17 protein-coding genes are annotated in these 19,269 nt (G+C 68.6%); 11 read left to right on the top strand and 6 right to left on the bottom strand.

The window, feature by feature from the left end; all coding sequences use genetic code 11:
* Nucleotide 1: 1 nt before the first annotated feature.
* Entirely contained in the window at nt 2-1,162 is a 1,161-nt protein-coding gene (locus tag VGI12_14385; GenBank protein ID HEY2433859.1) for an NAD(P)/FAD-dependent oxidoreductase, read from the top strand.
* A 78-nt stretch (nt 1,163-1,240) separates the two neighbouring features.
* Nucleotides 1,241-2,035 (top strand): class I SAM-dependent methyltransferase, encoded by a 795-nt coding sequence (locus VGI12_14380; GenBank protein HEY2433858.1) that lies wholly within the window; start codon nt 1,241-1,243, stop codon nt 2,033-2,035.
* Between the two features lie 13 nt (nt 2,036-2,048).
* Here the strand turns inward: VGI12_14380 and VGI12_14375 are convergent, their stop codons facing one another.
* The 4 genes from VGI12_14375 to VGI12_14360 form a co-directional block, all read right to left on the bottom strand.
* Nucleotides 2,049-2,759: a hypothetical protein gene (locus VGI12_14375; protein ID HEY2433857.1), complete on the bottom strand. Its 711-nt coding sequence runs from the start codon at nt 2,757-2,759 to the stop codon at nt 2,049-2,051.
* A gap of 1 nt (nt 2,760) precedes the next feature.
* Nucleotides 2,761-4,023: an O-antigen ligase family protein gene (locus tag VGI12_14370; protein HEY2433856.1), complete on the bottom strand. Its 1,263-nt coding sequence runs from the start codon at nt 4,021-4,023 to the stop codon at nt 2,761-2,763.
* Nucleotides 4,024-4,111: 88 nt separating this feature from the next.
* Nucleotides 4,112-6,388, bottom strand: coding sequence for a polysaccharide biosynthesis tyrosine autokinase (locus tag VGI12_14365; GenBank protein ID HEY2433855.1), 2,277 nt, complete (start codon nt 6,386-6,388; stop codon nt 4,112-4,114).
* Nucleotides 6,389-6,391: 3 nt separating this feature from the next.
* A complete protein-coding gene (locus VGI12_14360; GenBank protein ID HEY2433854.1) occupies nt 6,392-6,955 on the bottom strand; it encodes a carboxypeptidase-like regulatory domain-containing protein in 564 nt (187 codons plus the stop codon).
* Between the two features lie 311 nt (nt 6,956-7,266).
* Between VGI12_14360 and VGI12_14355 the strand changes: the two genes are divergently transcribed.
* From VGI12_14355 to VGI12_14325, 7 genes are all read left to right on the top strand, one after another.
* Nucleotides 7,267-8,091, top strand: a complete 825-nt coding sequence (locus VGI12_14355) for a class I SAM-dependent methyltransferase (protein ID HEY2433853.1) — start codon at nt 7,267-7,269, stop codon at nt 8,089-8,091.
* A gap of 94 nt (nt 8,092-8,185) precedes the next feature.
* Nucleotides 8,186-8,935: a YebC/PmpR family DNA-binding transcriptional regulator gene (locus tag VGI12_14350; GenBank protein ID HEY2433852.1), complete on the top strand. Its 750-nt coding sequence runs from the start codon at nt 8,186-8,188 to the stop codon at nt 8,933-8,935.
* A gap of 43 nt (nt 8,936-8,978) precedes the next feature.
* Entirely contained in the window at nt 8,979-9,539 is a 561-nt protein-coding gene (gene ruvC / locus VGI12_14345; GenBank protein ID HEY2433851.1) for a crossover junction endodeoxyribonuclease RuvC, read from the top strand.
* A gap of 55 nt (nt 9,540-9,594) precedes the next feature.
* Nucleotides 9,595-10,182, top strand: a complete 588-nt coding sequence (gene ruvA / locus VGI12_14340; GenBank protein HEY2433850.1) for a Holliday junction branch migration protein RuvA — start codon at nt 9,595-9,597, stop codon at nt 10,180-10,182.
* Nucleotides 10,179-11,195 (top strand): Holliday junction branch migration DNA helicase RuvB, encoded by a 1,017-nt coding sequence (gene ruvB / locus VGI12_14335; protein ID HEY2433849.1) that lies wholly within the window; start codon nt 10,179-10,181, stop codon nt 11,193-11,195. The genes ruvA and ruvB overlap by 4 nt, the downstream gene beginning before the upstream one ends.
* A 38-nt stretch (nt 11,196-11,233) precedes the next feature.
* A complete protein-coding gene (locus VGI12_14330) occupies nt 11,234-12,244 on the top strand; it encodes a beta-ketoacyl-ACP synthase III (protein ID HEY2433848.1) in 1,011 nt (336 codons plus the stop codon).
* A gap of 374 nt (nt 12,245-12,618) precedes the next feature.
* Nucleotides 12,619-13,557 carry a hypothetical protein gene (locus tag VGI12_14325; protein HEY2433847.1) on the top strand — a complete coding sequence of 313 codons (939 nt, stop codon included), beginning with the start codon at nt 12,619-12,621 and terminating at the stop codon, nt 13,555-13,557.
* Between the two features lie 12 nt (nt 13,558-13,569).
* Here VGI12_14325 and VGI12_14320 read toward each other — a convergent pair whose 3' ends face one another.
* On the bottom strand, nt 13,570-14,814 hold the full coding sequence (locus tag VGI12_14320) for an MFS transporter (GenBank protein HEY2433846.1): 1,245 nt from the start codon (nt 14,812-14,814) through the stop codon (nt 13,570-13,572).
* Nucleotides 14,815-14,867: 53 nt separating this feature from the next.
* Between VGI12_14320 and VGI12_14315 the strand changes: the two genes are divergently transcribed.
* On the top strand, nt 14,868-15,533 hold the full coding sequence (locus VGI12_14315; GenBank protein ID HEY2433845.1) for a hypothetical protein: 666 nt from the start codon (nt 14,868-14,870) through the stop codon (nt 15,531-15,533).
* Nucleotides 15,530-16,453 (top strand): non-homologous end-joining DNA ligase, encoded by a 924-nt coding sequence (ligD, locus tag VGI12_14310; GenBank protein ID HEY2433844.1) that lies wholly within the window; start codon nt 15,530-15,532, stop codon nt 16,451-16,453. Before VGI12_14315 ends, ligD begins: the two co-directional genes overlap by 4 nt.
* Nucleotides 16,454-16,501: 48 nt before the next feature.
* Here the strand turns inward: ligD and treY are convergent, their stop codons facing one another.
* A complete protein-coding gene (gene treY, locus VGI12_14305) occupies nt 16,502-19,210 on the bottom strand; it encodes a malto-oligosyltrehalose synthase (GenBank protein ID HEY2433843.1) in 2,709 nt (902 codons plus the stop codon).
* Nucleotides 19,211-19,269: the final 59 nt, after the last annotated feature.

The following is a 19,269-nucleotide window of genomic DNA, read 5'->3' as shown; positions in this document are numbered from 1 at the left end:
CGTGCGTGACGTCGCGATAATCGGCGCTGGTCCCGCCGGTCTCACCGCGGCGCGCGAGCTCGCCTCCCGCGGCCACGACGTGGTCGTCCTCGAAGAGCATGCGCAGATCGGCGTCCCGGTGCATTGCACCGGCGTGCTCGGGGCCGAAGCCTTCGACGAATTCGATCTGCCGCGCGCCTCGATCGTCGGCACCGCCGATGCCGCGACGTTCATCGCCGCCGACGGCAGCAGCGTATCGGTGTCGGCCGAGAAAGTGCGCGCCGCGATCGTCGATCGCGCGCTGTTCGATCGGGCGCTGGCCGACCACAGCCTTGCGGCCGGCGCGGAGTTGCGGACCGGCGCGCGCGTCCGGCGGATCGTCACCACGCCGCGCGCGGTGTCGGTGGAGGTCGACGGCGGCGCCGCGATCGAGGCGCGCGCCTGCGTGCTCGCCTGCGGCGCGAGCTACCGCTTCAACCGGCAGCTCGGACTGGGCGTGCCGCGCGCCTTCATGCAGAGCGCCCAGCTCGAGGAGCCGCTCGACGGTCCGGCGAGCGTCGAAGTGCACCTGGGCCGCCAGGTGGCGCCCGGCGGGTTCGGCTGGGTCGTACCGTTCCAGCGCAACGGCGTGCCGCACGCCCGCCTTGGCCTGATGTGCGAGTCGCGCGCGCTGGCCCGCTTCCGCACCTTTGCCGGCCGGATCCGGTCGCGCTATCGATCCGATGCCGAGACGGTATGCGATCCCCGCCTCAAGATCCTGCCGCTCGGTCCGGTGTCGCGCACCTACGCGGCGCGGCTGCTGGCCGTCGGCGACGCGGCCGGCCTCGCCAAGCCCACCACCGGCGGCGGCATCTACTACAGCCTGATCAGCGGCCGGATCGCCGCGGCGACGCTGGACGAGGCGCTCCGCGCCGATGACCTGCGCGAGTCGCGGCTGCGCCGCTACGAGACGCAGTGGCGTGAGCGCGTCGGCGCCGAGATCCGCATCGGCCTGGCCTTCCGCACGCTCGCGTCGCGCATGACCGATCGCGCCATCGACTCGGTGATCGAGCTGGCGCGCGTCGATGGCATCGTCCCGCTGCTCCGCGAGACGGCCGATTTCAACTGGCATCGCCGATCGGCGCTCGCGCTGCTCAAGCACGCGCAGTTCAGGAAGATCCTGCTGTCGTCGCTGTGGAGTTGAGAACGCGCGCGCCTCACGTCGCGACGCGCTGGCCCCAGCCTCCGAGGCTCCCCGCGGAAGCGATCCGGAGTCAGCCCCGTGAAACCTGCTGACGATCTCCTGAGATCCGGCGACTACGCGCGCAAGCAGATCTACAGCCGCAGTCGATTGGTGCGATGGAGCCACGGCAGCCGCTTCGAGGTGGCACGGGCGCTCGTGGCCCCGCAGGCGGGCGGGCGGCTGCTCGACTACGGCTGCGGCGACGGCACCTTCGTCGCGATGGTCCACGCCGATTTTGCCGAGGCGGTCGGCGTCGACGTCGATCCGGCGCAGGTCGAGGAAACGGCGCGGCGGCTCGGACGTCTGCCCGGCGTCCGTTTCGGGCTGACGCCGGCCGCGGCGCGTGCCGCGCAGACCGGGTCCACGGCGTCACCCGCCGAGGGCGCCTGGGACGTCGTCACCTGCATGGAGGTGCTCGAGCATTGCCTCGAGGATGAGCGCCGCCGCGTCATCGGCGAACTGCGGCGGCTCGTCGCCGCCGACGGCCGGGTGGTCGTCAGCGTGCCGATCGAGATCGGGCCGGCGCTGGCCGGCAAGCAGCTGGCACGCGCCGCGGCAGCGCTCCGCGGGCTCGGGGATTACCGCCACCGCGAGCGTTACTCGCCGGTCGAGTTCGCCCGCGCGTTGGTGGGCCTGGGTGTGGCGCGGCCCGTGCTCGAAGGGCATGGATTCGGCGGTCTGTATCGCTACCACGGGCACAAGGGGTTCGACTACCGCGTCGTGGCCGGCGAACTCGCCGAGCGTTTTTCGATCGTCCGCCGCGTTTACAGCCCGATGCGCGCGCTCGGCGCGTTCCTCAACAGCCAGGCCTGGTTCATGTGCGTGCCGCGGTGAGCCCGATCACTCTTCAAGGATCGTAAGGCGGGATCGGACGAATCGCGCGTGGATTGGCAGGTAGGGACTTCATCTCCGCTACCGGGCTGAACCACTCGACCAGCCGCATCAGGCGTCCGCGCTGCTGCGGCAGCACGTCGTGCAGGCGCTCGATCACCGTGATCGCTTCCGACAGCGTCGAAACGACGCCGATGCCGCGATCGGCAGCCTGCTGCCGCGAGGCCGGATCGTTCGAGCGGAGCACCAGCACCGCCTTGGTCGTGGTGGTGCTGATCACCTCGACACAGTTGAGCAACTGGTCGTCGAGGACGAGATCCAGGCGCAGGCCGTTGGCGATGTCGCCGCGTGACCCCGGCACGGTGAGCACCGCCGGCAGGTAGAACCCGAACCGCTCGATCCACCACTGGGTCTGGAACTGGACCGAATCGCCCGCGCTCGGCGGGCGCTTGGTCAGGAAGAAGACCTCCCACCCCGCGGCCCGCGTCAGACTGTAGAGTCGCGCGATCTGATCCGGCTCGTAGGCCAGGACTTCCATCCACCAGTTCGGCGCCGTTGCGATGCGATCCCACACGCGCCGCACGTCGCCCGCCGACAGCGGCGAGACGATTTCCAGATCCTGCGTGTCGTCGATGTCGTGGCGCAGCCAGCGGACCGCGGCTTCGTGGAAGGCCGTGCGAAAATCAGCGAGCACCCCGTCGACGTCGATGCCGATCCGCAGGCCCACGTCAGTGCCGCCGTGGCTCGTGGATCACGATTGCCGCGAGCACGCAGGCGAGTGCCGCGTTGGCGGGAATCGACAGACCGGTGTCCCACACGCTCTGCGCCGCCGCTCCGCCCAGTCCGCAGAGTGCGCCGGCGCGAATCCAGAACATGCCTGAATGCTCGGCGGCCATCCGCCGCCGCGCCTGCCGGAGGTAGAGCACGAACGCCACGGCCAGCGGTACGCCCAGCATGACGCCCCCCTCAGCGGCGATCTGCAGATAGTGGTTGTGCGCCTCGTTGAAGCGCACGCCCGGAGACGCGCGCTGGTACACGAGCATAGCCGTTTCATACGTTCCCGCGCCGGTCCCCGTCAACCAGAAATCGCGGACCATCGGGACGGTGTCGGTCCAGATGGTCAGGCGATCGGCCACCGAGACATGCGTTCGCGCCAGCCGTTCGATGATCGTGTCGGCGCGCATCGACGCTGCCAGCAGCAGGATGGCGCCGGCGGCCGCCGCCGCGATCCACCACCAGGCGCGCCCGGAGCCGACGCCGCGTCCGCCGCGCCGGCGGAAGACGACACCGAGCGCGGCTGAGACGCTCATCCCGAACCAGCCCGATCGCGACAGCGTGGCCACCAGCGCCACCACCATCACGCACGCGGACGCGGTCAGCAGGATGGCTCGTCCGTCGAAGAAGAGGACGATCCGCCGCCGCAGCGGCAGCGGCGCCGCGGGGCGCGAGCCGTGCGCGCCGCTGTGCGCGGCCAGGTACCCGAGCGTGAACGGTGTCGCCATCACGACCCACGTGGCGAAGTGATTGCGATTGACGAAGGGCCCGAACGGAAACGCGCCTTCGGTCAGCGGCTTCCACGTCCAGTACATCAACCCGTGTCCCGTCTGGTCCTGCGCCAGCGCGATGAGCGACAGCAGCAGGCCCATCAGCGCCACGCCCCGCGCCACCAGCCGGACGCCGCCGCCCCTGAAGATCCGCCGGGCCGCCAGGAACACGATCGTCAGCGCGGCATTGACGAGGAACGTCACCGCGGTGGAGCGCGCGTCGACGCTCAGCGGCAGCCAGGCGGGCACGACGAGGTCGAGCTGCGTCATCGTCGGACGGAGCGCCGGTGCGGCCACGCCGGTCACGGCCGGTGGGAGCGGCAGCAGCTGTGCCGCCGTCAAGAGGGCGTAGACGCCGAGCGCGATGTCGAGCGGCCGCACTGGTGCGCCGCCGTAGACCCAGGGACGGTACCAGGCGGCGAGCAGGAGGCAGAGGACGGCGGGCACGGCGAGTGTCGAAAGGTAGACGCCTCCGAACGCGAACGTCGTCCAGCCGATGATCGCCAGCAGCGTGATGGCGCCCGCTACGGCGCGATCAGGCGGCGCCTTGCGTCGATTGTCCGTAGTAGCTCTTGTACTGGTACCCGTAGTAGCGCGAGTAGTAGTACTTGTTGCGATCGAAGTCAACCCGGTTGAGCACCGCGCTCAACGTGCGCGGCCGGCTGGCGCGAATCGTATCGAGCGCGCGCTCGGCGTGCACGAGACGCGTCATCTCCGAGCCGATGACGAACACGACCCCCGAGAGTTTCGGCGTCAGGATCACCGCGTCGGTGACGGCCAGCACCGGCGGCGTGTCGATGATCACCCAGTCGAACGGCCCGCGCTCGAGGTTGATCAGGAAGTTGTTCATCCGCTCCGAGCCGAGCAGCTCCGACGGATTGGTCGGCGTGCGGCCGGCCGAGATCATCAGCAGGTTCGGTTCGGCGGTGCGCTGCACGGCATCGCGCACGCGCGCCTGGCCCTGGAGCAGGTGCGACAGCCCGATTTCGTTCGGCACGCCGAGACTCTTGTGCAGGCCGGGCCGCCGCATGTCGGCGTCGAGCACGAGGACGCGGGCGCCGCCGAGCGCCAGCGCGAGCGCCAGGTTCGCGGTGGTCGTCGTCTTGCCTTCGAGCGGCTGCGAGCTGGTGATCGCGATGATGCGCGTGTGCTCGGCGGCGCTGGTGAACACGAGCGAGGTGCGCAGAGAGCGGAACGCCTCGCCGAAGTCGTGCGGCACCGGCTCGGTGAGGAGCGGCACGCGCTCGCCGCGGATCGCCGGGACCAGCCCGAGCAGCGGAATGCGCAGACGGCGGGTGATGTCATCCGGCGTTTTCACGGTATCGTCGAGATACTCGATGCCGAAGGCCAGGCCGAAGGCGATCACCACACCCATCAGGATCGCCGAGATCCAGGCTCGACGGGGCAGCGGCGCGATCGGCACAGTGGGCACCTGCGCGTGTTCGATCAGCGAGACGTTGTTCTGGCGGCTGTTGGAGACGACCGAGAGTTCCTTCTGCTGCTGCAGCAGCGAGTTGTAGACGCTCCTGATCCCGTCGTCCTCGCGCTGGAGCTTGTTGTAGTCGACCGCCTTCAAATCCAGGCCGGCCTGCTCACCCTTCGCCTGCTCGAGCGCCGCCTGCGCCTGGCGCTCGCCGATCGCCGCCCCCTGGTATTCCTGCTTGATCGCCTCGATGACCGTACGGCGAGCCGCGACGAGCTTGTCGTGCGCGTTGGCCACCTCGGTCTTCGCCGCCGCCAGCGGTGCGTAGCCCTCGCCGAATCCCTGGCGCTGCAGATCCTGCAGTCTCCCCTGGGAGATGCGGTATGCAGCCTTCGCGTCGACGACCGCCCCGTTCGCACCAACGCTCGGAAAGGCGTCGGCGTTGTCGTCGCCCGGATCGGCGCTCTTGACCTGGTCGTAGAGGGTCTGCTTCTGCTGCCGCGTCGCCTGCGCCTGCGAGAGCTGCGCCTGAATCGTCGACAGCCGCTGGCCCATCAGGTCCTGTCGCGACAGCGAGAGCGCGTCGTGCGAGCCGCGGTAGTTCGCCAGCGCCAGGTCGCCCTGCTCGAGGAGCGCGCCCTGCTTGTCGACCTCGCCGTTGACCCACTTGATCATCTTGTCGATGTTCTCGAGCCGGTGCTCGAGATTCATCTCCATGTATTCCGAGGCGATCGTGTTGGCGGCGTGCGCGGCGAACTGTGGATCGTAGTGCGTGTACTGGATGTAGACCAGGCGGGTGTCGGGATCGGGCTTGATCTGGATGCCGCCGAGAAACACGTTCACCACGTCGTCGAGGCGGGCGTCATCCGCATTCGACGCGGGTTTCGGGTCGGCGGGCGCGGCGCCACGACCCGAGAAGAGCCCGCGCAGCCAGGTGCTGAAGCCGACCCGCGCGTCGCGCATCAGCGAGATCGGATCGTGAGGCTTCGGCGGCAGCGCGGCGGCCGCGTTCTCCCCCATCAGCCCCATCTTCTTCACGACGCGCTCGGACAGCGCGCGGCTGTGGAGGATCTGGAACTGCGTCTTCTTGTACTCCGCGGCGTCCTGCCAGTAGAGATCGAGGTTGTTCAGGTTGGACAGGTTCGTCGTCTTCTCGTCGTCGATCTGGATGCGCGACTCTGTCTGATAGATCGGTGTCGTCGAATACGTCTGGATCATCATCAGCGCGACGACGATCAGGAAGGCGGTGGAGGCGAGACGGCGGTGCTTGAAGACCGCGTTGAGGCGATCGAGCACATGAATCGACGACGTGCTGCTTCCGGAGGCCGTCTGCAGCTGCGTGGCGGTCAGATCCCCCCGCGGCGTGGGCATCTCCGGGGTATCGAACATGCGCTACTGCTTGGCCGAGGCCGGACGCGCCACTGGTGCGAGTGCGGCAACGCCCGCGCTCGCCGCCGTCGCCGTGACCACCGACATCGTGCTGTTGAAGAAGCCCTGCACCCAGGGGACCTTCGTGCCGGTGCGGACGAACGTCGCGACGGTTTCCCCGGGGGCGATCGTGAACACGTTGCCGACCACCTCGATACGGCCGGTCGCGTTCAGCAGCTCGACGGCATAACTGCCGCCTGGCACGTCCTCGAACACGAAACGGCCGTCGTCGTTGGCGATCGTCACCGCCTCGACCTTGCCGCTGACGACGTCGCGCAGGCGCAGACTGGCCTGCTTGATCGGCGCGTTGTCGGCCGTCCAGGCGTTGCCGACGACTACGGCAGCGCGGCCGCCAATCGCCGCGACGCTCCCCGTTGGCGAGCCGACCGGCCGCGGTGCCCCGGGTGCGTGTGCCACGGCCGTCTTCTTCGCGTCGGGACGGTCGGGCGTGTCAGTGAACGCCGCGGTGCTCCCAAAGCAGAGAACGGACGTGAGCAGGGCCAGCGAGCGCCACATCGCCACCTTCATAAATGATGTCCTGAATGGGGCAAAGCCCCTCTAGAATCATACTCCTTGCTGGTCGAGGTCACAAGCGAAACCTGCTGCGTTTCAATGACTTCCGGCCAGGAAGCCCTCTTCTACGCCCCCCGGGTTCGCCCGACCGTATCCCGCTCCATTGAGATCTCGGTGCCAGCTGACGAACGTCGAAAACGAAGTTCACTAAAAGACTTTGTAGGACAGTATACCCCATTACTGGTAACCTCGTCAGTGACGGGACGACTGGATCTGTATCGGCGATTACAGGATTGGCGAAAATCGCGATGGTACACTCCGTCGCCATGCCGCCACCCCGACGCCCCGGCCGCCCTGCAGCCGCACGCGGCGAGGCGGGGGCGACGCGGCTCGGAGACGACGGCTGGGACGCCTATGCGGCGTTCTACGACTGGGAGAACGCGCGGACGATCAAGCGGCGCGACGTCGGTTTCTGGCGGGGGCTGGCGGCGGCGGCCGAGGGGCGCATCCTCGAGCTCGGCACGGGTACCGGCCGCGTGGCCGTCCCTCTCGCCCGCGACGGCATCGCGCTCACCGGGGTCGACCGCTCGCCGGCGATGCTGGCGCGGGCGCGACGCCGGGTGTCCCGCTTCGGTCTGCAGCGCCGTCTTGCCCTGCTGCTCGGCGACATGCGGGCCCTCCCGTTCAGGCGCGGCTCGTTCAACCTGATCATGGCGCCGTACGGGGTGCTGCAGTCGCTCACGCAGGAACGCGATCTCCGCGCCGCTCTGGCCTCCGTGCACCGCGTACTGCGCCCGGGCGGACGCTTCGTGATCGATCTCGTGCCCGATCTCGTCGAGTGGTCCGAGTACGACCGGCGGAAGACCCTGTCGGGCCGGATGGCGCCCGCGACGACGGTCACGCTGATCGAGTCGGTGCGCCAGGACGCGCGGCGCGGTCTCACGATCTTCGATCAGCGCTACACGACCGTCCGCGCCGGTCGCCGGGAGGTGCGGGACTTCTCGCTGACGTTTCGCACCGTCTCAATTCCGGGCATGCGCGAGCGTCTCGAGCGTCAAGGGTTCGCGATCGATGCCGTGCTCGGCGACTATCAGGGCGCGCCGCTCGATCTGCGCGCCGACGTCTGGATCATCTTGGCGCGACGGCGCTGACGCGCCGCGTCGACCGCCAGGCTGCTTGGAGCGCTCCGCGGCGGCGTGGTAGGATCACGAGCCCGTTTTAGTGGGTTTTTGGGGGTTTTCCTGCATGTCTGGCCATTCCAAGTGGCACACGATCAAGCACAAGAAGGGCGCGGCTGACGCCAAGCGCGGCAAGGTCTTCACCCGCATCATCAAGGAACTGACCGTCGCGGCGCGCAACGGCGGCGGCGACGCCGACACCAATCCACGGCTGCGCACGATCATCGCGGAAGCCAAGTCGGTCAACATGCCGGCCGACAACATCAAGCGCGCCATCCAGCGCGGCACCGGCGAGCTGCCGGGCGTCTCGTACGACGAGATCACCTACGAAGCCTACGGGCCCGGCGGCGCGGCGCTCTTGATCGAGGTGCTGACCGACAACAAGAACCGTACGGTCGGCGAGATGCGCCATACGCTGTCGAAGAACGGCGGCAACCTCGGCGAGTCGAACAGCGTCGCCTGGATGTTCGAGAAGAAGGGCTATCTCGTCATCGAAAAGAGCAAGGTCGACGAGGAGCGGCTCCTGGCGGTCGCGATCGACGCCGGCGCCGACGACGTGCGCGACGACGAGGACCACTGGGAAGTCGTGTCGTCGCCCGAGACCTTCCATCCCGTGCTCGAGGCGATCAAGGGGATGGGCGTCGAGCCAGCCGCCGCCGAGATCGCGCTGCTGCCGAAGAACTACGTCAAGCTGGAAGGCAAACCCGCCCAGCAGATGATCAAGCTGATGGAAATACTCGAGGAGCACGAAGACACCAAGAAGGTGTGGTCGAACGCCGACATCGAGGAAAAGGAGATCGAGGCCTCCCTCGCGTGAGGCGGACGCGGGCACGCGCCGCATGCGATCCCCCCGGAAGGGCATGAGAATCTTCGGGATCGATCCCGGCTCCGAGCGCACCGGCTACGGCTGCGTCGAAACCGACGGCCGCCGTCATCGTCTTCTCGCCTGTGGCGCGATCACGGCGCCGGCGTCGGCGTCGTTTGCGGTCCGCCTGCAGCACATCCAGCAGGGTCTGCTGCGGCTCCTCGCCGAGCAGCAGCCCGACTGCGTGGCTGTCGAAGACATCTTCTACGCCCGGAACGTCCGCAGCGCGCTGCGCCTCGGGCATGCGCGCGGCGTGGCGCTGGTGGCCGCCGCCGCCGCCGGCGTGCCGATCGCGGAGTACTCTCCCGCCGAGATCAAGCGCGCCGTTGTCGGGTTCGGGCGCGCCGAGAAGCCGCAGGTCGGGCAGATGGTCAAGCTGCTGCTCGGCCTCGACGCCGCCCCGTCGCCGCACGACGCGGCCGACGCGCTGGCGGTGGCGATCTGCCATATTCACAGCGCGATGGGCGTGCGGGCAGCGCGCGCGCGCGCGGTGGCCGGGTCGCCGCGGCCCACGGCCTCGCCGCGGCTCACCAGCTGGCGGGCATATCGTCCATGACCGGCTCCACGCCGCACCTCAGGGTCGGCAGCCGCCGGCAGGTGCGCCGCCGCCGATGATCGCACGCCTGCACGGCACGCTCCTCGAGAAATCCCCGGACCGTCTCGTCGTCGACGTCGGCGGCGTCGGCTATGACGTGCTCGTCCCGCTGTCGACGTTCTACGGCCTCCCCGATCCCGGCGCTCCGGTCACGCTACGGGTCCACACCCACGTGCGCGAGGACGCGCTCGCGCTGTTCGGTTTTGCCACGGCCCTGGAGCTGGACCTCTTCCAGCGCCTGATCGCGATCAACGGCATCGGGCCGAAGCTGGCGCTCGCCGTGCTCTCCGGGATCGACTCCGCCGAGCTGGTGCGGGCAATCCGCAGCCAGGACGTGGCACGCCTGACGCGCATTCCCGGCGTCGGCCGCAAGACTGCCGAACGGATCGGCCTCGAGCTGAAGGACCGCCTGCCGAAATCCGACGCTGCGTCCGACGCCGTCGCCGTGTCCGACGATCGCCGCGGCGATCTCTTGTCGGCGCTGATGAATCTCGGATACAAAGGTGCGGTAGCGGAGAAAGCCGTGGATGCCGCCCTCAAGAAAACGCCCGACTCTCCCTTCGAGGGGCTGCTGCGCGACATCCTGCGCGGGATGATCAGGTGAGCGAGGACCGGGTGATCAGCGCGTCGGCCGTCGACGACGACGTCCAGTACGACGCCAGCCTGCGGCCGCGCACGCTCGACGAGTACATCGGGCAGGATCGCGTCCGCGAACAGCTGCACGTGGCGATCACCGCCGCGAAACAGCGCGGCGAGGCGCTCGATCACGTCCTGCTCTACGGGCCGCCCGGGCTGGGCAAGACGACCCTGGCGACGGTGATCGCCCACGAGCTCGGCGTCGCGATTCGCGCGACCGCGGGGCCGATCATCGAGAAGCCGGGCGATCTCGCCGGCATGCTCTCCGATCTCAAGCTCCGCGAGGTGCTGTTCATCGACGAAATCCACCGGATGAGCCCTGCCATCGAGGAAATTCTCTATCCCGGGATGGAGGACTACACGCTCGACATCATGATCGGCCAGGGTCCGAGCGCGCGGTCGATCAAGATGCCGATCGAGCGCTTCACGCTGGTCGGCGCCACCACGCGAACCGGGCTGCTGACCTCGCCGCTGCGGGCGCGGTTCGGCATCGTGCAGCGGCTCGATTTCTACACCGCCGACGACATCGAGGAAATCGTGCTCCGCTCGGCGCGCATCCTCGGCGTGACCATCGACCAGCCGGCGGCCCGCCAGATCGCGCGGCGGTCGCGCGGCACGCCGCGCGTCGCCAACCGCCTGCTGCGGCGGGTGCGCGACTACGCGCAGGTGCGCGCCGACGGCCGCATCACCGAGGACGTCGCGGACAAGGGGCTCCGGATGCTCGAAGTCGACGAGCATGGGTTCGACGAGGTCGACCGCCGGCTGCTGCGCGTGATCATCGACAAGTTCGGCGGCGGACCCGTCGGCGTCGCCTCGCTCGCCGCCGCGCTCAGCGAAGAACGCGACGCGCTCGAGGACATCCATGAGCCGTTCCTGATCCAGGCGGGGTTCCTGGATCGTACGCCGCGCGGGCGGGTCGCGACCGCGCGCGCCTACGAGTATTTCGGCCTGACCGCTCCCAAGAGGGACACGCTTTGGTAGATGACACCGCCAGCCGGTCCCGCAGGTCCCGGCGAGACTTGAGTTCCCCCCTGACGCCGATCCGCCGCGTCAGAATCGCCGGGCTGTCGACGTATGTGCCGCCGCGCGTGCTGAGCAACGCCGATCTCGAGCGGATGGTGAACACCTCCAACGAGTGGATCCTGCAGCGGACCGGGATCCGTGAGCGCCACATCGTCGACGCCGGCGTCGCGACGTCCGACCTGGCGAAGATCGCCGCCGAAGGGGCGATGGCGGAGGCCGGCATCACCCCCGCCGACCTCGGCTTCATCGTCGTCGGCACGACCACACCGGACACGATCTTTCCGAGCACGGCCTGCGTGCTGCAGGACAAGCTCGGCGCGGCCAACGCGTGGGGCTTCGACCTCGGCGCCGCCTGTTCCGGCTTCACCTATGCGCTGAACACCGCTGCGCAGATGGTCGCGACCGGCAACTGCGACTATGCGCTCGCGGTGGGCGCCGACGTCATGTCGAGCATCATCGACTACACCGACCGCGCCACCTGCGTGCTGTTCGGCGACGGCGCGGGTGCGGTGATCGTGGCGCCCGCCGCCCCAGACGAACCGCACATCATCGATTTCGCCGGCAAGATCGATGGCAGCGGCGGTCCGGCGCTCTGCATGCCGGCCGGCGGCAGCCGCTTGCCGGCGTCGACGGAGACCATCGAGAAGCGGCTGCACTACGTGAAGCAGGAAGGGGCGACGGTCTTCAAGTTCGCCGTCAAGAACACCGAGGAGATCTCGCGGCGGCTGCTCGAGCGCAACGGCCTCGACGCGTCGGATATCGATCTGTTCGTGTCGCACCAGGCCAACCGCCGGATCATCGAGGCGGCAGCCGAACGGCTGGGGCTCGATCACGAGAGGGTCGTCATCAACCTCGAACTGTACGGCAACACCACCGGCGGAACGATTCCGCTGGCGCTCGCCGATGCGCGCCGGCAGGGCCGGCTGAAGAAGGGGGACCTGGTGCTGCTGGCGTCGGTCGGCGCCGGCTTCACGGTCGGCGCCATCCTGATGCGCTGGTCGTTATGATCCGAGGGGCTTCGCCCCTCGGACTCCCCTACACGCTCTCTTGCGCGCCGCTTCGTCGGCGCGCGCCGTTCGCGTGGCTCGCGTCGCTCCGCTCGCTCGCGTCGCTCGGCTCGCGTCGCTCCGCTCGCTCGCGGTAGGTCGGGTTGTCACGGCTCGACGGCTCGCGTCGCTGCGCTCGCTCGCAGATAGCCGCGGATGTCACGCCTCGCGTCGGCTTCGCGCGCGGCAGCTCGGGTTGTCGCCTCGCGCCGCTCGCTCGGTCTCAGACGGCGCATCCTGGCTGAGCTTGGGCATGCGCGACGCTCAGCGGCTTGAGTCTGCCGATTTCGCACAGTCCACCTCCCCCGGCCTTGTTAGCGTCAGTCATCATGCGTATGCCGTCATCGCTTGTCTGCGGAGCCGTCGTCCTGGCCGGTGCGGGAATCGCCGCGCAGACGGCCGGCGTCGATCCCGAGCAGCTGCTGTCGACCCGGCTTGCTTTCACAGCCGCGGAGGTCGGGCAGGTCCGTCAGGGCCAGCCGGTGGTGAGAGTGAAGCTCGATGCCGATGAGCTGTCTGCGGTCGGCGCGATTCGGTTGCCGGGCCGCAAGGAGCGGCTCGCCGACTGGGTGAAGAACATCGATCACTTCCGCCGGTCGGCAGAGATCGGCATGGCGCAGCCGATCCCGACGCCGCCATCGGCGGCAAGCCTGGCGGGCGTGACACTCGACGCCGCCGACCGCCAGGCGCTGCAGGCATGCACCGCCGAGAAGTGCGCGATGCGCGTCTCGGCCGACCTGCTGGCGCGGATCCAGCACGAACCGTCGCGGGCCGACGAGGTCTTCCGCGGGATGCTGTTGGCCGAGTTGACGGGCTACATCGCCCACGGCAACGCCGCGGCGGTCGCGCCGCTCGTGCAGAAGGCCACGACGCTGACCGCGCTCTCGCCGGAACTGGCGAGATTTCTCGAGCGTTATCCGTCGGCGACGCTGCCCTCAGCCGACCAGATGTTCTACTGGGGGTGGACGCCGGCAGGCTCGGTGGCGATCCTCACCCTGCACCACCTGATTCTGTACAAGCCGCGTCCGGGCGAGATCTGGATCGCCGACAAGAACCTGTACGCGAGCCGCTACTTCGACACCGGCGTGCTGGTGATTGGCTTGTACGACGCCGCGGATGGCAACGGCTTCTACGCCGTCGCCGGCAGCCGCGCCACGTCGGGTTATCTGTCGGGGACCGCAGCGTCGCTGCTGCGCCGGCGGATTCAGCGCTCGGCGTCCGACACCGTGAAGGTGTATCTCGAATGGCTGCGCGACAGCCTCAGTGCGGGCTGACCGGCGGCGACGTCAGAGAGGCGCCAGCCGGGAATGCGGTTGGGACAGGCCGTCGAGTGACGGGACGACCACCGTGTAGGCGAAAATCCCGACCACGAGGATCATCGCGACGATGAGAAAGGCCGGGACGTACGAGCCGGTTTTCTGAATGACGACGCCGGTGACGAGCGGCGCGATGACGCCGCCAAGGTTCCCCGCGGCGTTCATGATCCCGACCCACAGCGCCAGTTCGTCCTCACGCGCGCACATCTTGGGGATCGAGATCAGACTGCCGCAGCCGATGCCGGCGACCGAGGCGGCGAACAGGAAACCGACCGACGCGATCGACGAGTCGACGACTGCCGCCGGAATGATCAGGAGTCCGACGGCGAAGCCGGCGGCGACGTATCCCTTCGTGACCGCCGAGAGCGGCCGTCCCTTCCGGATCATCGTCCCGGCCGTCCAGCCGCCGACCGCCTCCGCAGCCGCGAAGATCAGGAACGGCAGACCGCCGAACAGCGCGATCTTCGGGAGCGACATGTGCCGCACCGTGCTGAGGTAGCTGGGGAGCCACGAGATCAGGAAGTACCAGAAATAATCCCAGCAGAAGAAGCCGAGGCAGATGCCGAGCAGCGCACGGCTGCGGAACAGCGCGCGCCAGTCGATGCGCCGTCGCACCTCCGGCGCGGTGCCCCGCGAGGCCGGATAGAACATCAGCCACGGAATCAGCCACAACAGGCCGGCGAGCCCTGTCCTGAAGAAGAGACTCCGCCAGCCGTACCGCACGAGCAGCCAGACGTCGACCGCCGTTCCGACCGCCAGGCCCACCTTGGTGCCGAGGTCGAAGAGTCCGGCCGGCCACGCCGTCTCTTCGGATCGGAAGTGCAGCGAGACGACCTTCAGTCCGCCGGGCAGATACACCGACTCGCCGAGACCGAGCAGCACGCGCGCCGCCACCAGCGTCCACAGGCCGGTGACCAGCCCGGTCGCCGCCGCCGCGAGCGACCACAGCCCGAACGACAGCGCATAGAGGGTGCGGATGTTGTAGCGGTCGACCATCCGACCCATCGGGATCTGCATCGCGGTGTAGGTCCAGAAGAACGCCGACAACGCCAGGCCCTGCTGGAACGGATCGAGGTGCAGCTCCTTGCTGATCGTCGGCAGCGCCACCGCCAGGCTGCCGCGATCGAGATAGTTGATGAACGACGCCGTCGAAATCAGCGCGACGAGCGTCCAGCGGCCGGTTGGCCGCTCAGCGGCCGGCACTGACGGCAGCATGGGACATCAACAGGAATGTCATGGGCGTGGCGAGAGTATACGATCGCGATGGCATGGCGAAGCGTCGATCACCGCGGCCGCCTGGACGGATATTCCTGCTGTCGCCGGCCAATTGCTCGGGACGGCGCGCCAGGATGGTGCTGTCGGACCACGCGCAGTTCGACCTGGCGCTCCGGCTGCGCAGCGACCGTGGCGCAGCGCTGGGCGAGGTGTTCGCGTTCGTCAGCGGCCTCTACTTCAGGGGGAAGCTCGCCTACGCCCTGGCGTTCGCGCGACCGCCCGATCCCGGCAACGTCCTCGTCGGCAGCGGCGCGCTCGTCATCACGCCGACCGCCGGCCTGCGCCCCGCCGAAACGGCGATCACCGCGGACGCGATCAGGTCGTTCGCTTCGGTTGACATCGCCGCCAACGATCCGCGCTATCGGCGTCCGCTCCTCGCCAGCGCGCGCGCGCTCGCCGACGAGATCGGCCCCGACTGCGACGTCGTCCTGCTCGGCAGCATCGCGTCGGCGAAGTATGTGGACGTGCTGACCGACGTGTTCGGCGCGCGCCTGCATTTTCCGGTCGCCTTCGTCGGCCGCGGCGACATGAGCCGCGGCGGCCTGATGCTGCGCTGCGTCAGCGCGCGTGACGAGCTCGCCTATGTGCCCGTCGAAGGCGCCGTACGGCATGGGCCGCGTCCGGCGAAGCTCGCACCGATCAACCGGGTGACCGGGTGAGCACGCGCGTCGCCATTCCAGCCTCCGGGTCGGCGAAGCTGCGCGTCGAGGGGAAGGACGTGCAGCTGACCAATCTCGACAAGCCGTTCTGGCCCTCGCTCGGGATCACCAAGGGGGACCTGATTCGCTACTACGCCGACGTGGCGCCGCTGCTGCTGCCGCATATCCGCGGTCGTGCGATGGTGATGAAGCGGTATCCGCACGGCGCGGCCGGCGCGTTCTTCTTCATGAAGCGCGCGCCCTCGCCGCGTCCAGGCTGGATCCGTGTCTGCCGGATCGACCACGGATCGAAAGGGGTCATCGACTTCCCGATGATCGACGATCTGCCGTCGCTGCTCTGGGTGATCAATCTCGGCTGCATCGATCTCAACCAGTGGTATGCGACCTGCGATGACGTGGACCGGCCTGACTACCTCCATTTCGATCTCGATCCCGGCAGCGCTTCCTGGAGTCAGGTTCTCGACGCCGCCCGGATCGTCCACCAGGCGCTCGAGGCGCTGAGGATGACGGCGGTGGCGAAGACCACCGGTTCCAAGGGCATTCACGTTTACGTGCCGATCGTGCGCGGGCCGCAGCAGAAGGACGTGTGGACGTTCGCCAAGGCGCTGGCGCAGGAGCTCGCCGCGCGCCACCCGACGCTGTTGACGTCGGAGTACCGTGTCGCCAACCGGCCGAAGGGCCGGGTCCTCGTCGACTACAACCAGAACGCCTGGGGGCGCACGCTGGCCTCTGTCTACTCGGTCCGGCCGCATCCGCGCGCGTGTGTGTCGACACCCGTGACCTGGAAGGAAATCGACGGCGGCGTCCGGATCGAGGACTTCCGCCTGGACAACGTCCGTGCGCGGCTCGCGACGGCAGGGGACCTGTTCAAGCCGTTGCTGTTGAAGAGAGGACGCGTCAATCTGACGCAGTATTTCTGACACGACCCCTCACGCGGGGCAGCTCCGAGGCCGCCAGGGGCGGAATCGTCACGCCTGCTCGGCGAAGAGCAGCGCAACCGGCAGCGTCTTCAGCACCTGTCCGATGAACAGCCAGGCGTTCTCCGCGGCCGCCACCGGCTTGATCACGGCGCCGGTGCAGACGTCGCGGTAGACGAGTCCGGCGAGCGGCCCCGGCAACAGCACGCGCGACGTCTTCCACATGTCGCCGATCGGCATCGGGTGCTGGGCGTCGACCATCCGGGCGACCAGTCGTGGCACGATCGCGATGGCGGCGGCACCCTCGTGCAGACGCGCGAACGCCACGGCCTGTCCGGAGACGGCGGTCGTATCGGTGTCGAGCGGGAGGTACTCGCCGTCGAGAAAAAGCGATGGGAACGAGGCGCGCCGGCGCAGCCCTGCCGTCGTCAGCAGCATCTTGATCGCACCGTCGCGCCAGGCGCGCAGCGCAGCGCCGATCGGCGCCGCGCGCTGGTCGGCGTCGAGCGAGAGGATCGCATCGACTCGATCGAGCAGGCGCGCCCGCTCCTCGAAGTCGACCGGCCGGCGGTTGTCGGGATCGACGAGGCTGAAATCCCACAGCTCCGTGCCCTGGTAGAAGTCGGGCACCCCGGGCGAGGCCAGCTTCAGGAGCAACTGCGACAGGGAGTTGACCAGGCCGGCGCGCGCGATCCGCTCCTGGAACGGCGCGAAGGACGGCAGCAGTCTCGTCGACTCCGGACCGGTGAGGATGCGCGCCACGTAATTGCGCACCGCCTGCTCGTACTGTTCGTCGGGATTGATCCAGCTCGAACGCAGCTTGGCCTCCTTCACCGACTTGACCATGTAGGCCTGGATCCGTTCGACGAAGGCCTCGTCGATCGCTCCCTGCGGCCACGCTCCCAGCAGCACCTGGTACAAGCGATACTCGTCGTTCTTGTCGGGCGCCGGTTCGCCGTCGACCAGGGTCTTGGCCGGCCGCGCCATCCGCATCCACTTCGCGGCCTCCCGGCCCCATTCCTCGGGAATCTCTGAGAGCACGTCGATGCGGGGGCGCACGTCTTCGCCGAGCTTGGTGTCGTGGGTCGCCGTGGCGATCATTTCGTACGGCCAGGCCTGCCGGCGATGCAGGTTCAGGTCATGGAACTCCGGCACGCCGACGCCGACCTGCGACGGATCGCCGCCAACCTCGTTCAGCGAGAGCAGCAGGTTGTAGCGGTAGAACGCGGTGTCCTCGAGCCCCTTGGCCTGGAGCGGACCGGTGTACTGCTGGAACTTCATCGCGAAGCGGAGTCGTTCCGCGCTCTCCGATGGATCGGCCGGCGGATAGCCGTCCCGGCGCTCGTACACCGACGCGAGCACGTCGTCGGGATCGCGGGGCAGCAGCACCTCGCGCAGGAAATCGAAGAGCGAGGCATCCATCGCCGGGTTGCGGCGCCTGGCGCGGACCATCGCGCGTTCGACCGCGGCGCGGTCGTCCGGGATCCAGCCGTGCGCGTCGACGTAGGTGCGGTAGATCGGGAAGCAGGCAACGACCTCGACCAGCGCGTCGCGAAGGCTGTTGAGCGTGAAATCGCGCGAGCGGCGGTTGCTCTCGCCGATCCGGTCGAGCATGTGCGCCAGCACGGTCAGTTCACTGGCCAGCGCCGTGTCCATGATCAGCCGCTTCGCCTCCGACAACAGCTCGTCGAAGCTCTGCTCGCGGCCGGTCAGCTTGGCGTAGACCTGGCGGAGCCGCCGCGTGTTCGCGCCGTCGACGAACAGCCCGTTCACCTGGTTCAGGAAGTTGTAGCCCGTGGTCCCATGGATGGCCCATCCCTGTGGCAGCCGCTCGCCGCGCGACAGGATCTTTTCGGCCACGACGTAGACGCCGCCCGCCAGCTTCTGCAGCATCGCGAAGTACTTGGCCGGATCGAAGAGGCCGTCGGGATGATCGATGCGCAGACCGGTCACGCGCCCCTCGGCGACGAGACGCGCGAGCAGCCCGTGGATGGCCTCGAAGACGGGTGGATCCTCGACGCGGAGGCCGGCGAGGGTATTGACGTCGAAGAATCGGCGGTAGTTAATCTCGTGCGCGGCCGTCCGCCAGTAGGCGAGGCGATAGGCCTGGGCCTCGAGCAGCTCGTGCAGCGCGTCGAACGTCTGCGGCTGTCCGGGGAGGCCGTTGAGCCGCGCCAGTTCCTCGTCGCTCAGCTCGCGGTCAAGGGTGAACGGCAGCCGGTGATCGAAATAGCGCAGGACCAACCCGTTCCCGCCGGCCGACGCGGCTGGATCCCCCGATCGTTCGAGCTGCAGCTCGCCGCGCTCCAACACCTTCCCGTACTGATTGCCGAGGATCGGCAGCAGCAGCTTGCGCCGCAGCTCCATCTTGAACGGATACCAGTCGATGTCGAAGAAGCGCGCGTAGGGAGACCGCGGCCCGTGCGCGAGCACGTCACGCCACCACGGATTGGTGGCGGTGCTGATGCCCATGTGATTGGGCACGAAGTCGACGATGTGCTGAAGGCCGGCGTCGCGCACCGCGTCGGTGAACGCCGTATGCGCCCGCTCGCCACCCACCTCGGGGTTGATCTGGTTGTGGTTGGTGACGTCGTAGCCGTGCGTGGAGCCGGGCTCGGCGGCGAAGTAGGGCGAAGTGTAGACGGCGCCGACGCCGAGGTGCGCGAGATACGGCACGATCGCGCGCACCGCGTCGAGGGTGAAGCCGCTGTGCACCTGCAAGCGGTAAGTACTGGGCGGAATCCGAGCCGGCCTGTCCATCTAGGCTCTGAACACGACCGCTCCCGGCCGCTGAACCGTGATGCGCCCGGCCGCCACGA

The sequence above is a fragment of the Vicinamibacterales bacterium genome, assembly GCA_036496585.1.
GTDB lineage: Bacteria > Acidobacteriota > Vicinamibacteria > Vicinamibacterales > 2-12-FULL-66-21 > JAICSD01.
The sequence above is the reverse complement of the archived record's forward strand: the minus strand, read 5'-3'. Positions and strand labels throughout refer to the sequence as shown.

Excerpts from the sequence above, each read along its gene's own strand:
- VGI12_14315 (HEY2433845.1), top strand. The coding sequence starts at position 14,868 with ATGGCGAAGCGTCGATCACCGCGGCCGCCTGGACGGATATTCCTGCTG.
- VGI12_14355 (HEY2433853.1), top strand. The coding sequence starts at position 7,267 with ATGCCGCCACCCCGACGCCCCGGCCGCCCTGCAGCCGCACGCGGCGAG.
- ruvA (HEY2433850.1), top strand. The coding sequence starts at position 9,595 with ATGATCGCACGCCTGCACGGCACGCTCCTCGAGAAATCCCCGGACCGT.
- VGI12_14350 (HEY2433852.1), top strand. The coding sequence starts at position 8,186 with ATGTCTGGCCATTCCAAGTGGCACACGATCAAGCACAAGAAGGGCGCG.
- VGI12_14325 (HEY2433847.1), top strand. The coding sequence starts at position 12,619 with ATGCCGTCATCGCTTGTCTGCGGAGCCGTCGTCCTGGCCGGTGCGGGA.
- VGI12_14320 (HEY2433846.1), bottom strand. The coding sequence starts at position 14,814 with ATGCTGCCGTCAGTGCCGGCCGCTGAGCGGCCAACCGGCCGCTGGACG.
- VGI12_14360 (HEY2433854.1), bottom strand. The coding sequence starts at position 6,955 with ATGAAGGTGGCGATGTGGCGCTCGCTGGCCCTGCTCACGTCCGTTCTC.
- VGI12_14365 (HEY2433855.1), bottom strand. The coding sequence starts at position 6,388 with ATGTTCGATACCCCGGAGATGCCCACGCCGCGGGGGGATCTGACCGCC.
- treY (HEY2433843.1), bottom strand. The coding sequence starts at position 19,210 with ATGGACAGGCCGGCTCGGATTCCGCCCAGTACTTACCGCTTGCAGGTG.
- ruvC (HEY2433851.1), top strand. The coding sequence starts at position 8,979 with ATGAGAATCTTCGGGATCGATCCCGGCTCCGAGCGCACCGGCTACGGC.